The 15246-nt window shown below is 50.6% G+C and carries 16 protein-coding genes and 1 tRNA gene; 2 read left to right on the top strand and 15 right to left on the bottom strand.

Annotated features, from left to right (window positions below):
- Positions 1-34: 34 nt before the first annotated feature.
- Positions 35-853: an ROK family protein gene (locus WC734_04445; GenBank protein MFA6198369.1), complete on the bottom strand. Its 819-nt coding sequence runs from the start codon at positions 851-853 to the stop codon at positions 35-37.
- Positions 854-950: 97 nt separating this feature from the next.
- Here WC734_04445 and WC734_04440 point away from each other — a divergent pair, with 97 nt between their 5' ends.
- Entirely contained in the window at positions 951-1220 is a 270-nt protein-coding gene (locus tag WC734_04440; GenBank protein MFA6198368.1) for a hypothetical protein, read from the top strand.
- Between the two features lie 36 nt (positions 1221-1256).
- On the opposite strand, the gene WC734_04435 is transcribed toward WC734_04440, so the two are convergent.
- From WC734_04435 to WC734_04380, 12 genes are all read right to left on the bottom strand, one after another.
- The gene (locus WC734_04435) at positions 1257-2102 is read right to left on the bottom strand and encodes a methyltransferase domain-containing protein (GenBank protein ID MFA6198367.1); all 846 of its coding nucleotides are present in this window, start codon (positions 2100-2102) and stop codon (positions 1257-1259) included.
- A 34-nt stretch (positions 2103-2136) separates the two neighbouring features.
- Entirely contained in the window at positions 2137-2616 is a 480-nt protein-coding gene (locus tag WC734_04430) for an NADAR family protein (protein ID MFA6198366.1), read from the bottom strand.
- 60 nt (positions 2617-2676) lie between these two features.
- On the bottom strand, positions 2677-3126 hold the full coding sequence (locus WC734_04425) for an SRPBCC family protein (protein MFA6198365.1): 450 nt from the start codon (positions 3124-3126) through the stop codon (positions 2677-2679).
- Positions 3127-3204: 78 nt separating this feature from the next.
- Positions 3205-3291, bottom strand: a tRNA-Ser gene (locus WC734_04420).
- Positions 3292-3536: 245 nt separating this feature from the next.
- Entirely contained in the window at positions 3537-3842 is a 306-nt protein-coding gene (locus WC734_04415) for a hypothetical protein (protein MFA6198364.1), read from the bottom strand.
- A gap of 62 nt (positions 3843-3904) precedes the next feature.
- Positions 3905-4240 (bottom strand): hypothetical protein, encoded by a 336-nt coding sequence (locus WC734_04410; GenBank protein ID MFA6198363.1) that lies wholly within the window; start codon positions 4238-4240, stop codon positions 3905-3907.
- Positions 4241-4447: 207 nt separating this feature from the next.
- Positions 4448-6859, bottom strand: a complete 2412-nt coding sequence (gene ppsA / locus WC734_04405) for a phosphoenolpyruvate synthase (GenBank protein MFA6198362.1) — start codon at positions 6857-6859, stop codon at positions 4448-4450.
- 79 nt (positions 6860-6938) lie between these two features.
- Positions 6939-7256 carry a hypothetical protein gene (locus WC734_04400; GenBank protein ID MFA6198361.1) on the bottom strand — a complete coding sequence of 106 codons (318 nt, stop codon included), beginning with the start codon at positions 7254-7256 and terminating at the stop codon, positions 6939-6941.
- 39 nt (positions 7257-7295) lie between these two features.
- On the bottom strand, positions 7296-7763 hold the full coding sequence (locus tag WC734_04395; protein ID MFA6198360.1) for a hypothetical protein: 468 nt from the start codon (positions 7761-7763) through the stop codon (positions 7296-7298).
- A gap of 623 nt (positions 7764-8386) precedes the next feature.
- Positions 8387-8575 (bottom strand): hypothetical protein, encoded by a 189-nt coding sequence (locus WC734_04390; protein MFA6198359.1) that lies wholly within the window; start codon positions 8573-8575, stop codon positions 8387-8389.
- A gap of 542 nt (positions 8576-9117) precedes the next feature.
- A complete protein-coding gene (groL, locus tag WC734_04385; protein ID MFA6198358.1) occupies positions 9118-10773 on the bottom strand; it encodes a chaperonin GroEL in 1656 nt (551 codons plus the stop codon).
- Positions 10774-10792: 19 nt separating this feature from the next.
- The gene (locus tag WC734_04380) at positions 10793-11068 is read right to left on the bottom strand and encodes a co-chaperone GroES (GenBank protein ID MFA6198357.1); all 276 of its coding nucleotides are present in this window, start codon (positions 11066-11068) and stop codon (positions 10793-10795) included.
- Positions 11069-11483: 415 nt separating this feature from the next.
- Between WC734_04380 and WC734_04375 the strand changes: the two genes are divergently transcribed.
- Positions 11484-12632 carry a hypothetical protein gene (locus WC734_04375; GenBank protein MFA6198356.1) on the top strand — a complete coding sequence of 383 codons (1149 nt, stop codon included), beginning with the start codon at positions 11484-11486 and terminating at the stop codon, positions 12630-12632.
- Positions 12633-12742: 110 nt separating this feature from the next.
- On the opposite strand, the gene WC734_04370 is transcribed toward WC734_04375, so the two are convergent.
- Entirely contained in the window at positions 12743-14128 is a 1386-nt protein-coding gene (locus tag WC734_04370) for an O-antigen ligase family protein (GenBank protein ID MFA6198355.1), read from the bottom strand.
- Positions 14125-15069, bottom strand: coding sequence for a hypothetical protein (locus WC734_04365; GenBank protein MFA6198354.1), 945 nt, complete (start codon positions 15067-15069; stop codon positions 14125-14127). Before WC734_04365 ends, WC734_04370 begins: the two co-directional genes overlap by 4 nt.
- Positions 15070-15246: the final 177 nt, after the last annotated feature.

Here is a 15246-nt window from a genome sequence, read left to right as displayed (position 1 = left end):
CTGGGCACAACAATGTTATGTGTTGTGTTACGAACTACCCTACCAAATGACCATATTTTTTCAGATGAACCAGGGCGCCAATCAAAGTCGCATGGTCACCCAGCCGTCCCCGCTTGATCATTGGCCAGATTAACCCCGATGAAAATCGTTTGTTTATAGTTACTGGCCAAAGTTTTTTCATTACGCTGCCGCCGAGTATCATAACATCGGGCGACCAGAGCGCGATGGCATTGCGCAAACCCAGCGCTAGGTACTCGCGCAGTTCACGCCAGACTTTTTGATCGTCGATATCTTCCGGTTTCGATCGATAGTATCGTTGAATACCCCGGCCGCCGATAATTTCTTCCAGTGTTTGCCACCGACCATGGCGATTGAATAATTGCTTTCCGGGTTCGAAGCCAAATGCCACCCGATCAACCCGACCTTCCACAATCCGGCTACCGCCCACTTCCGTACCGACCGAATAATACCCCACGATGTTCGCCCGCTTACCCGCGCCGACTACCGCTTCGCCCAAACCACCCAGCGCCACATCGTTTTCCAGAATCACTGGACAGTGAAATAATTTTGTCAGATCAAGTCTCATTGGCTTCCCCACCCAGCCAGGTAACTGCGGGCAATCCAGGGTCTTGGTTTTGTCTTTATTGAAAGTGCCGGCTATTCCACCGGCCGCGAGTTTGGCTCGATCATTACCGAATAATGCTTTGTACAGCCGATTCACAACCCGCATCCCCCGTTGGTAGTTTCTTTGGGTTGGCGCGGTCAATATTTTATCAATCGTAAGGCCATCACGGGAAATAGCCATGCGAGTATTAGTACCGCCAATATCGAAAGCGCAATATGCTTGTTTCATGGTATTCGATTTGATATTCTATGCGCTAAGTATATCATGGCATTACGCGAACAGGTAGCCATTAGACAAAATTATCGTGATTAGTCATACTTATTCTATGGAACACTTCGAACTAGACAACTTAGGATTTACCCCAGATAAACGGGTTAACTACATGCTAATGCAGGGTCGCGCCATGGCTCGTATGATTGGACCGGAAATGTCTGAAGAAGACTGGGCTCTTCGTTATTCAAAGGTCTTCCAAAGACTAGTCCGGTCTGATCCTGAATTCACCCGATTGGTGATCGACGGCAGCGGAGACTCGCTTGATAAGATTATCGCCCGCCTGCAAGCCGAGACCAAACCGGAAATGTCGGCAGCGGCGTAAACCATCATATAGAATCTGCCGATGATACCAATTATATCAGCTCGGCTTGTTTCCAGTATAAATACTATACCGCAACAGCCCCTTCTCAACCATTCTGTAATATTCAAATCCGGCTGTGATATTGACAAAATGTTTCTGCCACCGGAACAGCCGAACTATTCGATATGGCCAAACCGCCAGCTTATGTAAGCGATAGAATGATGGACGGACATTGTTGGTTATACTCTCCTCTCGGGCATTTTCAATTCCAGCTACCCGCAGCAAATGAGTGAATTGCCCATAGTGGAATTGCTTGAGCCCCATCATGGCCGAGCCCTCCATAACAATATCAAAATTTTTCTTTTCCCAAGCCGTAAATTGTTCGTCGTGGGCTATGGCGTATTCAAAAAACGCTATACGACCACCCGGTTTTAATATTCTATAGAACTCGCGCAGTGTCTTGGCCACATCGGGAGAATGTGAGAGCGTTTCGGTGGTGTAGATAGCATCAAAATGGCCATCCGGGAATGCCGTAGCCGAATAATCCATGATTTGATACTCGACATTTCCGCCTACTCCAAGTTTGTGCGCCCGTTGAACCGACTTCGTTATTTCAAATGGGACAATAGTAATACCAATAACATTAACGTGGTATTTTTCGGCCAAATACGTCGAAACGACACCTTGACCACACCCGGCATCTAATACTGCTTGGCCCGGTTTGAGATCTAAATTCTTGGCTACCAATTCTTGCATCAATACCTGAGCCTCTGATTCGGTGATGTCGGCCTGGCCAGACGGGTAATATCCAAAATGCTTCGAACCGCGTAATATCAAGTCATAGCCCCACCGCGATTCAGGACGTGAGAAGTACGCTACAACTTTTTGCTGATCAGTATTCATGGATTATCGTTCACTGCTTACCACAGTGAAATATTCAGCTGATCAAAATTGTCTTTCGAATCCGCATCCAGATTTTCCCAATCATATTCTCTCCATTTCCGTCCGGTCCGTCACCCCAGAACGAATCGACTGGCGAGTTTTCCACTATGAGCCTGTCACCAGCTCTGGACAGTGCCTCGCGTACGTCTTCGTGCTGTTCCGCCTTGGCTTGAAGAATCTGTTCCATAATTGCGACTTTATCTTCCAGCCATGTCACAGGAGCTTTGTCCCTATTTGCATCAGATATTTTCTTAACCGCCTCCGGGCTGCCGGCCTCAAATATACGTTGTGCGATTTCTGGGTGCTCAACGGAAAACTTCTTCCATTGAAAAGCGTGCTCGGCAGTAGGAAATGTTTTATCCCAAATCCGAACTGTATGGGCAGAATAGTTATTCAACGGTTCAAACGCCACCGTGAAAAAATATACTGCCGTATCGGTTTCTCTATTCAAACCAGCGCTGGAGGTTGGATACACGGATTTAGCTATTAATGGAACAATGCGCCTTCATATAAAGACCAAATGATCCTCAATATTTTATCTCTCGAGCCTTTTTCTTAGTTCATCTATGACTGCTTTCTCCCAGTATTTCATGGAAAACCAGCCAATCAATGGTTGTGCCACAATACGGAGCCAGAGTTTGTGGATGGTAACCTGATAAGTGTAATCGATCATGGTTCCCTCCGGACATTCAGAGAGCAACAACTCTTCGTGGCCAGAAGTTCCAAATTTAGGGCTATCATTATCCGAAATGAACCCCCTACCAGGGAGGATCTGGGTTTTCATCTTTACTGGAAACCTTCGACCGAACGATTTAACGGTCGCATCCATTTCCAAATTATTTCCTTCGCGCGTCGTGACTTGTATGGATTCTCCAACTTTTGGAAAATATTCGGGCCATTTTTCAAAGTCAGTCATTATATTAAAAACTTCCGTAAGTGGGGCCTTGATATGCCATTTGGCATTGAGGGTTATTTTTTCTTTCATATAATAATTATATCAATAATTTCAGACTTCCAAAACTTCGCTGAAATATAACTTGGCGGAGGCGACCCCGCACCAGATCGGAGAGGGCGAGATTCGAACTCGCGATACCCTTTCAGGTATACTTGCTTTCCAAGCAAGCGCACTCGGCCACTATGCGACCTCTCCAATCTAGGTGCGGGGCAGGGACGCCTATTTCCGCCGAAGGCGGATCAGCCTTTGGCTGACAACCGCCCCGCCTGCCACGCCTTGTGTAGCATGGCGGGCAGGTCTAGCACGCCTCCATAATTCCGCTTTTCAACCTACACACTATAACCAAATTCCTCGGAAAAAGAAAGCGCTCCCCGTAGGATGGAGAGCGTGCGTGGCGGGCTTCCACAGAGATCATTTGCCGCCGACACCGATCTGGTCAATCAGCCGCGTGATACGACTACCCGGCCGTACTGACCGTTGAGTTGAACTCGGACCCCGGGCCCAGCGTACTCGGTCTGGTTGCGATCAACCAACTTGTCGCCCACCACGACCGTTCCGCTTATGTTCCGGATTTGAACCTCACCGTCGGCGGGGTAGATACCCACCCCCTTGGGACGGTCGCTTGCATTGGGGTCGTAGACCACGTCATTGCTCATCTTGACCACCAAACGGGGCGGCGTGACTGTTGCGACTCGACCACCGACCCTCTGCCTCTTGCTACCACCCATAGTGCCTCCTCTGGGCATTGCCAAACTGCTAGTTGTGGGAATCCGCGATACTGTGTTGACGAGTGAGTATCCCGAACCGACTACCGGACAGTTTCTGCCGGCGGCCGGCTAAACACGGTCGGTACCGACAGAAGGTGAAGCTTGCCAGCGCGCCCCCCGATCATGACCGATGTACCCGACGGAATCACGTGCGCTGAACCTCGCTTGATGCGCACCCCATCGACGACGACCCGATTCGCAGAGACGGTGTGCAGGAGTATTCCCGCTCTCCCAGCGCGGATGCAGGTGCATCCGCCGATAGGCAGTTGGGGCAGAAATGGCACCGGCCCACCAAACTTGGCGACCAGCACCGGAATCACCGGAGTGGTGATTCGTGCCCTGCTAGTAGTCTCCGCGGCACGTAGTCTTCGCTGCATTGGTTCCCCTCCCGTTCTTCATTGAACCAGCCAGATGCGTTCGATACGGCCATCGGATCCCGCCGAAAGCTATATCGATGTGGTACTTCCGATGCTACTACACATAAACGATTATGTCAATCGTATTCGACAGTAAACAGATGTATAATACGCCCAAAACAAACAAGAGCGCCGTCCTCTTGCGCTCTTGCTATAGGTTAACTATGTTTATTTTTTCTTTCGACGCAGCGACTTTTCCAGTTTGATAATATCCAGCGTGGTACGAATGACCGTATCGGGGTTTAGCGACATCGAATCAATCCCTTCGGTAACCAGGTATCGCGCGAACTCCGGAAAGTCCGATGGCGCCTGGCCGCAGAAACCCATATGCCGTTTATTCCTCTTGGCTTTGACGATCACCTGGCTGACCAGGTCTTTCACCGCCTGATTGCGCTCATCGTATATATGACTAACGAGTTCGGAATCGCGATCGAGACCGAGTGTCAGTTGGGTCAGATCATTGGAACCAATCGAGAAGCCATCGAAGATCTTGGAAAACTCGTCGGCCAGAATAACGTTGGCTGGAATTTCACACATCACATAGACCTGCAATCCGCCGACACCGCGTTTCAAACCATTGGCGGCCATGACTTTCAAAACCGCCTTCCCTTCGTCCACGGTTCGGCAAAATGGCACCATGATTTTGACATTCTTCAGACCCATCAGATCGCGGACTTTTTTCAAAGCCTGACATTCCAGTTCAAAGGCCGGTTGGTATTTCGGATCGTAGTACCGCGAGGCGCCGCGCCAACCGATCATCGGATTATCTTCGACCGGTTCGAATTCCTTGCCGCCGATCAGATTGGCGTATTCATTTGATTTGAAATCCGACAGCCGCACGATCACGTCTTTGGGCGCGAAGGCGGCGGCGATGATGGCAATGCCCGACGCCAACTGATCGATATAGTATTGCTTCTTGTTGGGATAGGCGGCGGTCAATTTGGCTATCTCACGCTTGGCTTTCTGGTCTTTGAGCCGATGGAAATGCAACAACGCCATCGGATGGATCTTGATGTACGAATTGATGATAAATTCCTCGCGCGCCAGACCGACACCATCGTTTGGCACGAAACTGTATGAGAAGGCTTGGTCGGGATCGCCCAGGTTCATCATGATTTTAGTCTTGGGGCGTTTGAGGTTCTTGATGCTGGTTCTGGTAACCTTGAATTTCAGCTGGCCGTCATATACCGAGCCGATCTCGCCTTCCGCGCAGGACACGGTAATCGGCCGGCCGGTTTTTATCTTGGCGGTACCGTGTTCGGTTCCGACAATGCAGGGAATGCCCAGCTCGCGGGAAATAATCGCGGCATGACAAGTGCGGCCACCTCGATTGGTCACGATCGCCGAAGCGATCTTCATGATCGGTTCCCAGTCCGGGTCGGTCATGTCGGTGACCAGCACCTCGCCTTTTTTAAATTTTGATATATCTTTAGCTTCGTTAAGCACGTGCGCCACGCCGGCACCAATACGCGACCCGACCGGCGAGCCGGTGATCAGAACTTTGCCCTTGCCCAACAAGGTATAATCTTCCAGCACCGTGTAGTCGCGCTGGGATTGCACCGTCTCCGGCCGGCCTTGCACAATGTAGAGCTGACCTGTGCGACCGTCCTTGGCCCACTCCATATCCATCGGCCGGCCATAATGTTTTTCAATAATCACCGCCCACTTGGCCAGCTTGATCACGTCGCGATCAGTCAGACAAAACTTGGCTCGATCTTTCACCGGCACTGGCACATCGACAGTTGGATTGTGGGCATCGCCGCTATAAATCAGCTTTACGCTTTTGGTGCCCAGCCGGCGCGATAGAATCGGATAATTACCCTTGGCCAGGCCGGGTTTATACACAAAAAACTCATCCGGGGTAACTTTGCCCAGTACAATATTTTCTCCCAAGCCGTATGAGGCATTGATTAATACCACATCCTTAAAACCGCTCTCGGTATCAAGGCTGAACATCACGCCCGAGGTGGCCAAATCAGAGCGGATCATCTTCTGCACGCCGATGGACAGGGAGATCTTGAAATGGTCGTAATGTTTGTCCGCCCGGTAAGATATCGCCCGATTGGTGAACAACGAAGCGAAACATTTCCGGCAGGCCAGCATCAGCTCGGTCGTACCGCGCACATTGAGAAAAGTTTCCTGCTGGCCGGCGAACGATGCGTCGGGCAGGTCCTCCGCCGTGGCCGATGAACGAACCGCCACATCGCAATTTGGCCCAAACTCTTTTTCCAGTTGGCGATATGATTTGATTATTTCTTCCTTTAAATCTTCGGGGAATTCGGATTTGAGAATCGTCTGCCGGATGGCCAAACCACCTTTGGCCAAACTGGTGATATCGCTGATCTTGGTTTGTTTTAAAATTGTGGCGATGGCTTTTTTTATGCCCGCGTCTTTCAAGAAATGCTGATAGGCCGCGGCCGTAACCGCGAAACCATTCGGCACCAACACACCCCGGGGTGTAAGATAGCGATACATCTCTCCTAAACTGGAATTCTTACCACCGACGTATTTTACGTCTTGACGGTTTAGTTCCTTGAACCAGAGAACGAGCTTGCGGGATTTGTTTGATTTTAAAGGCATAAGAAAAAACTTTCGCACCGCGGTTTACGCGGACAAATTAATTATCATGATATCCATGCCAACCAGCGAGGTCACCCGATTAGAAATTGATTTTCTTGCCAAATTGTCCAATCACCGGAATTTCACGCTTCAGACCGTTCATGGCATTGTAGAAACCGTAAATCATACCGATGATGCAAACAGGCCAGACTATCCAACCGATGAAAGGAATAAAGCCCAGTATGACTGAGGCGACAAATAGCACAAACCCCTGCTGGGCGTGGAATTTCACAAACTCGCTGTCCTTCTTAGTCACCAGCATAATCAAACTCACAATCCAGATGTAACTGATTGCGCCGGTTGTTTTGTCGTCCTGACTGACACCGTTCGATTTGGACTCATTTGTTGGCTTGTCCATGTTATGAACTCCTTGGGATCGGCTCGTGCGCCAATCTGATTATTTTTTAATTAGATTAAGTAATTTAAAGTTTCTGAATTCACCCGATGCCAGCCAGTAGGCGGCACCGGCAATGGCAAATCCGATCAAAGATAGCATGATCGGCCAGGTGATAATCTCGAAAAATAAGTAGACTTTTGGATGAATAATAAAACGGAACAGGGCGATCATGAAACCGAGCCAAAAGCCACTAGCCGCGCCGGCGAATGCCGACTGCCAGATACGAGCCGGTTGACGCGAATATAACGCCCAACCCAAATAGCTAAAGATGACCAGGTAGACCAACCACTCGAAACCTGGGAATACTTCAGTAAATTCGGCGGCTGCTAGCACCACCAACGATAAAAACACCGGCCCAATGATGAGCTGGAGGTACTGTCGAACCGGCCGACCGGCCACAACGGTCTGCGGTGCTTCAGCCGCTTGGGCCGTGGTGATTTCGTTGACTGTTGATTCGGTTTTTTCCATACATTTGTCTTGATATTGATTTTTCCCCAGCACCATTCGCTACGCTTCAGGGGCTGGGCTAACGCTATCATCCATTATTATACACTATTTTTTGACGTTTGGCAAGGATTTTCTGCGATCAATCAAATCATACCCGTCGGCGAGCAAACGTTTGCTCGCCTACGATAAGATCTTTATTAAAAGAAAACCCCATCTCAGATGGAGACGGGGGTAAGACCGATAAACTTAAAGAGGCTGGTTGGGACGACAACGACAGATCTGACTTTTCGATTTGGCGATCATTTTCAGAAGCCTGAATACAGGCTAGGACTATGGTCAGCGTCCAAGCCAACCCAAGCACGAACAAAAACCCACAAATGATCCAGTGTCTATGCGTAAATCGGCCCTCGTACCTGAAAAACGACATAGCCCCTCCTCCATCCACTGCAGTACGGACCACGATTCCCATCGACCGTAGCAACTTCTGAAATGTTGACCGACAATCTGTTCACCCACGGTAATGATTAGCGACAACAACAGCGCGGACAATAGCAGCCGCTGCGCATTGTGTGGACTGATCACGAGAATCACTGCAGCCATCGCGCATATACCTAGTGTCACTTTCGAAGGAATAAGACTATAGGTTAGGAATTTGGCCACATCGTGCCACCTCCCCAGCCGCCGCCGACAGACCACTTCCAGCACTCGATCTTGTTGTCGTGAAACGAAATCGGAGTTAAGTGGCGTAATACTGCCGTGGCCAACACACCGTCGAGCAAAGCACCGAGATCCGGATCGAACAGCTCGCGATACTGATCCATTTTTGATGACAATGAGCGCCCCCTTCGGTTTCCAGACCCAGTGTTTCCAAATCTTACCGTATGAGTCCTTCAGAAATCACCAACATCTTAACACCAACGGCTAAAGCCGACAAACCTAAAGGCATGCAGAACCAGTCATTGCGAGGACTCCGAGCAGCGAGGAGGACGTGGCAATCCCCTCGTCCCCTGGTGCTAACCGGGGGATTGCTTCACCCGCTGAGCGGGTTCGCAATGACGAGAATGAATAAACGGTTCCCTCATTATACATTATCAATTATTAATTTTGAATTCTTCCCTATACAACAAAACGGGCGCTGAAGCCCGCTTTGTTTTTTAGCTTTGCATCAGGATTATCGCATTTGATTCGAATGCGACCTGCCCGCCGCTGTTAGCTTTGGCAGGCGGGAGCGTCGTTGAGGGTTCGGCCGATGACGTACTTGCTGGTACGTCGAGGTCGAACCGGAAACGGCAACGAAGCAGTCGGCCAAACCCGTAGGGCGATGCCGTCTGCTCAAGCGGGCTTTGCCCGTTGGCAGACGGCGAGTGCGGTAATTCTAGTAATCCATTCCGCCCATGCCCATGCCCGGCATACCACCCGGCATTCCACCAGGCATACCGCCTTTATCCTTTTCTTCAGGCAGGTCGGTGACCAAGACTTCCGTGGTCAGGATCATCGCAGCGATCGAGGCGGCGTTCTGCAGTGCGGAACGGGTCACCTTGGTCGGATCTACGATGCCTTTATCAACTAGATTCTCATATTTATTGGAACCGGCATTGTAACCGGCGTTGCCGGTTAGCTTCTTAACTTCTTCCACGACAACCGATGGTTCGGCGCCGGCATTCCGGGCAATCTGACGTAACGGCTCTTCGAGCGCGCGCAGTAATATGTGCTGGCCGATCTTTTCCTCGCCCACTAGATTTAACTTTTCTAATGATGGCAGGGCGCGGATCAGGGCCACACCGCCGCCGACTACAATGCCCTCTTCCACGGCCGCTCGGGTAGCTGACAGCGCGTCTTCAATGCGCAGCTTGATTTCCTTCAACTCGGTTTCGGTAGCTGCGCCGACTTTGAGTACGGCCACACCGCCGGACAACTTGGCCAATCGCTCCTGAAGTTTTTCCCGATCGAAGTCCGAGGTCGACTCTTTGGCCGCGGCTTTGATCTGTTCGATCCGAGCTGTGATCTTTGCTTCCTCGCCCTCACCTTTGACGATCGTGGTATTTTCTTTGGTAGCAATTATTTTACGAGCCTTACCCAGCATGTCTAGGTCGGCATTCTCGAGTTTCAAACCGACTTCCTCCGAGATCACCCTACCGCCGGTCAGAATCGCGATGTCTTCCAACATCTCTTTGCGGCGATCACCGAAGCCAGGCGCTTTGATGGCCAGCGTATTGAATGTGCCGCGAATCTTATTCACCACCAGCGTGGCCAAGGCTTCACCGTCGACATCTTCGGCGATGATGGCCAGTTCTTTACGGCCGGCTTGGGCTAGCTTCTCTAAGAGCGGTAATATTTCATTAACCGCGGAAATCTTTTTATCGGTAATCAGAATGTAGGGATTGTCGTACACGGCTTCCATCCGCTCGGTGTTTGTCACCATATAAGCCGAGACATAGCCTTTATCGATCTGCATGCCTTCGACAAACTCGGTCGACATGCCGAATGACTGCGATTCCTCGACCGTAACCACGCCGTCTTTGCCGACTTTGGTCATAGCGTCGGCAATCACCTTGCCAATTTCAGGATCGTTGGCGGAAATTGAGGCGACCTGCTCGACTTCGTCCCGATTGGAAACCGAAACCGGCTTCGACATATTCTTTAGTTCCTCCACGACCACTTTCACGGATTTTTCGATGCCGTGTTTGATGGCCAATGGATTGGTACCGGCCGTAACGTTCTTCAGACCTTCGTTGATTATGCTCTGGGCCAGTACGGTCGCCGTGGTTGTTCCGTCTCCAGCAACGTCGTTCGTCTTGGAGGCGACTTCTTTGATCAATTCGGCGCCCATGTTTTCGAATTTGTCTTTCAGCTCGATTTCCTTCGCGATCGTCACACCATCGTTGGTGATGGTGGGCGAATCAAAACCTTTATCTAAAACCACATTGCGACCTTTCGGTCCTAATGTGATTTTTACGGCGTCGGCCAGCTTGTTGGTACCGCGTCGCAGCGCGTCGCGCGCCTGTTCGTCAAATAGAAGTTGCTTTGCCATAAGTGTAGATTAATTACCGTTATTCAATAATAGCTAAGACGTCCTCATCTTTAAGAACTTTGTATTCGATATCATCAACTTTCACGTCCTCACCCGAATATTTACCAAATAACACCCGGTCACCGGCTTTGAGGCCAAGCTTGGTGATTTTTTCGCCATTGCCGACGCTGACGACGGCGCCCTGTTCTTTCTTTTCTTTTTCGACCGTGTCCGGTAATACGATCCCGGACTTCGTTACCTCCTCTTCCACGAGAGGTTTGATGATCACGCGATCACCCAATGGTTTGAGTTGCATAGGTGTACTGTGGATAAATTAGTAATATATTAGGTTGTTTTGAGCCCGTTTTTAGCACTCATAATAATTGAGTGCTAATTTGGTCATTTCATTTTACCAGAATCTGATAGGAAGTCAAGGGGGCGCTCAAGCGGGACCGCAGCTAACCTTTTAACCTTTTCGCGAAAAGGTTAAAGTCACACCATCCGCCCAATATTGACATCTATGGTAATTTCTGATACTTTCCCCTATTGGAGATAAGCATAGCCGCCACACATAGATAGCGATCGTACCGTCCCAAAACCACAGCCCTGAAAGGGGGACCGGGAACATGTTCAATCGTCGTGGAATGCTCTACGCTTTCGCGGTCGTCTTCGTGGCCGTGTTCGTGCTGGTGGCCGGATGCACCAAGAAGCAGTCGGAATTCACCCAGATCATGAGCTACGCCACATCCGTGGGTGATTACAACAAGGCCTACGTTGCTGCTCAGAACGACCATGAGCGTTTGCTCGCATTGACCAAGATCGGGGAGATCATCGAGTACTCCAGCGACCTGATAGATTTCCACAACCGGATGGGCTATCTTTACGAACTCGGCCAAGTTAATGATCGTCTCCTGACGCTTCAGCGCCACATCATTGAGAACAACCCGCATTTCAAAGTTTGCTGGGATGCTTTTCGGGCATTGCCGGACTCACTGCAGCAACACTACCTGCCGCGTATGATCGACAGTGCCAACTGCTTTGAAGATGGTCAATCAATCTACGAGTGGGCCTCGGACCGCCATCGTACCGAAGTAATGCGCATGGCTATGGACACCATGATTCGAACCAACCAGAGCAATGTCGGCCGAGAATGGCTGGTGAACCATTTACCGCCGGGATCGGCTTCCTGGACCCAGAACGTCAACGAGATTCTCGATGGCAAATGGTGGAAATGTTTCTGCGAGGCTTACAACAATTCATCGGCCATCGGAAGACACTTCTACGAAGAAGTTGCCCGGCATCACCCGGATGTCGATTGGGTTCAGTGTTACGCGCTGTTCGACAACAAACTTCCACTGCACCAGTACGCGCTCGCCCAGCTGCTTAGAGAACGGCCGCTCAGTGCCCTGCTGACGGACTACAAGACGTCCGAAGATCAGGAACTGCGCCAAAAGTTGGCCGGTAGGATCGATACACATTGCCAGTCTCGTGGAGACACCACCGACGACTGGGAGTATGTACTGATCAATTCCGATCCCAACACGCCGCTGAACATCATGGCGCAGCGTCGGCTCTGGGACATCAATGCCCGGCCGATCGGACAGGTCAACCTGGAATCGCCCGCGCAATTCGTTGTTCCTCATTTTACCGGACTCGCCGCCAGCCGACCGCCGACCACGTCCAATGGAATCGCGCTGGAGTGGCAGACACTGAGACCGGTATATCGGCTTGAGGTGCCGGTGCCTGATACGTCGGGGTGCCCACCAACCACTTGGGGCGTGATCAGGCCAGTCTATCGAATCGCGACAAATAACCCCGAGCGCCCCCGGCCACGGTACGAGGGAAACCCCTGGGGCGACATCAAGGCTTCGTACCGATAGAGTCCCAACATCTACCGGTGCGACCACCCACCCTCTTCTGAAATATGGAGAGGGCTTTTTTATTCCCGTAGGTGGGCAAACGTTTGCCCACCTACGTAATAATTGTATATCTACCGTGTCTCTCGCCTTAATAACCCAACCACCAACCACCACAACATAATACCGAAATGCAACGACCAGAGATAGTGATCGAACAGGCCGATGATTAACAAACTGATTAAGGCGGCGGAAAAAGTCATCGCCCAGGGACTGTCACCCATACTTCGCACCAGTCCGCGATATATCCGGCGACAAAGTTCATAAAGAAAAAAACCAAAGACCACAATTCCCAGCCATCCCAGCTCGACCGCGGCTAACAACAAAATATTATGCACCGGCTGGTACTCCCAGGGATTTAGATTGGGATACTTTTCGTGCAGTCCGGCCGTATAGTTTCCCAGCCCGGTGCCCACCAGCCAGTAATGTTTGAATAGATGAAAGGCTTGTTCTTGGTACGTCTCTCGAGTATTGATTGACTGTTGCTCGAGTCGGCTGTCAACTTGTAAGCGCGTTAACCACGGTTGCGGAAAGATCGCGATCGTAACACCCACTGTCAATGCCACAACTACCACCAGCTTACCAAAAGCTATCCGGCGATACGACTGGCTTCTTATTAATGTGTATCCGCCGATCACACCCAATCCGATAACCAGCCCGATGCCGGCGCTGCGTGAAAAGCTGACCATCAGGCCGGCGGTCATTAGAATCAAAGCCGTGAGATAGCAGGCTATTTCGGTAATGAAGCCGACTATCGCGCGTCGATGTTTTTGCCAACGATGACGACCGCGCAGGTTTGGTTCCACCCCGCGCCACCAAGTGTTGATCCGCCCGAATAGATCAAAGTACAGGCCAAATAAAATAACTATCCCCACCGCCAGCAAGCCGCCCAACATATTAGGGTGCGGCAAGGCGGCATAGGCGCGCAGGATTCGCAGTTGGCCGGTTTCAACCACGATGGTGCCCAGCTGACTGGGATCGTGGGTGGCCAGACCGAACCATTTGCTAGCCCACGTTTGTTGGGAGATAAATTGAATCAAACCCAACGCCGCCTGGAGGGTCGCGCCGGCCACAAACCAGCGGGCAATATTGCGCATTGAAATAATTACCGCGCCCAACAACCAGAGCAATAGCGCGCCTTCGGCTATTTTCCACAAGGCAAATAAGGCCAGACTTCGATTAACCGCCCAGAAAAACGACAGCGCACCCACACCCAAGAGACACCAGATAGAGAAATCTAAACTGCTTATTTTATGCCGGGGTTGGCTGTGTCGTTGGATCAATACCGAGATGACAGCCACGATCATTAAAATGTCCCAAGCGTACAAACCATAAGTGCCATACTCCCAGATACCGCGGTTCAGCTCACCGAGCTTCGCGATCCAACGCGTCTGCCACGGTAAAAGGAATACCAATGCGTATAGCAGCCAGCGTGACAAAATTAGTGATATATTCTTCATCGCAAAGCGCTTACGCTGTCCACCCAACGACGCTGGTACTCATCCCGACGGTCGTTTTCGTGGAATTTTAATATCTGATCTGACAACATTACCCGGCTATCGACATTGGCCAAATCTTTCAACTGTCGAGGCAAGACACGACGCTGGAATCGTTCGTTCCATTTTTCCCAGCGCCGACCCAAAGCATTTTTGTGGCCAGATTCAATTAACGTTTTTATCCGCTGCGCCGGCGTGCCGTTAGCTACACGGCGGGTTTCAGTGGGTTGGCTGTGATAGGCGTTGGGAAATATCGTTCTCGTCCAGCCGTTGGCCGAGATGAATTTGCGATAAGTATCGCCCGAATCATAGAGCGGCATTAGTTGCCATACCCAGTGCGCCAGGTATATGTCCGGCTGGCCGCGCCGCAGCGATGCCAGGTTGAGATTGTCTTCGGTGATGTAAAAGCTGGGACATATGGCATCAACCGTGCTGCGTCGGTCATAGGGTCTTTGCCGTAACAACCGAAGATAGCTGGTCGCGTACATTCGGCTGGTCCAAATCCAACCAGGCTGAGTCACGATGAACAGGTCGATATCGGCTTCCCGGCGCGAGTTGCTGTAAGCCAACGAATTGCACACACCGATCATGCGGATAAAAGGAAAATGACTTAGTCGCTTTATATAAGTTAGCGCCTTTTGATATTTCGCCTCGGATTCGCGATAACGGCGTAAACGCGATTCCACAATTTCCGATCGTCCGGCCAAGTGCCAGAAACCGTGCCGTTCACCAATTCGATCGGCAAGCCAAGGATCTGACCCCAACGACTGGTAGATATCTGCGATCGCCGCACCCTCGATCCGGCTATATCGCCAAAGCTCGATGGGAGTAAGCGGGAAGTCAAATATATCAAAATAGGCCAACTCTTCCAGGATCGATTGTGCTAATTCAGTGGGCTGACTCATACAACAATTATGCCCGTAAATCAGCCGAAAAGCAACCCACCATAACCTCCCCCATACTAACAGGCTACAATTGTAATCCCTTGGATTATGGGTAATACAATCTGTCCCCTCCTCAATTGAGGAGGGGACAGATTAAAGTATCAATGTACCCCTAAACATATTCACATTTTGTTAGTA

The organism is Patescibacteria group bacterium (assembly GCA_041661625.1).
GTDB lineage: Bacteria > Patescibacteriota > Patescibacteriia > JAHIZJ01 > JAHIZJ01 > JBAZUB01.
The sequence above is the reverse complement of the archived record's forward strand: the minus strand, read 5'-3'. Positions and strand labels throughout refer to the sequence as shown.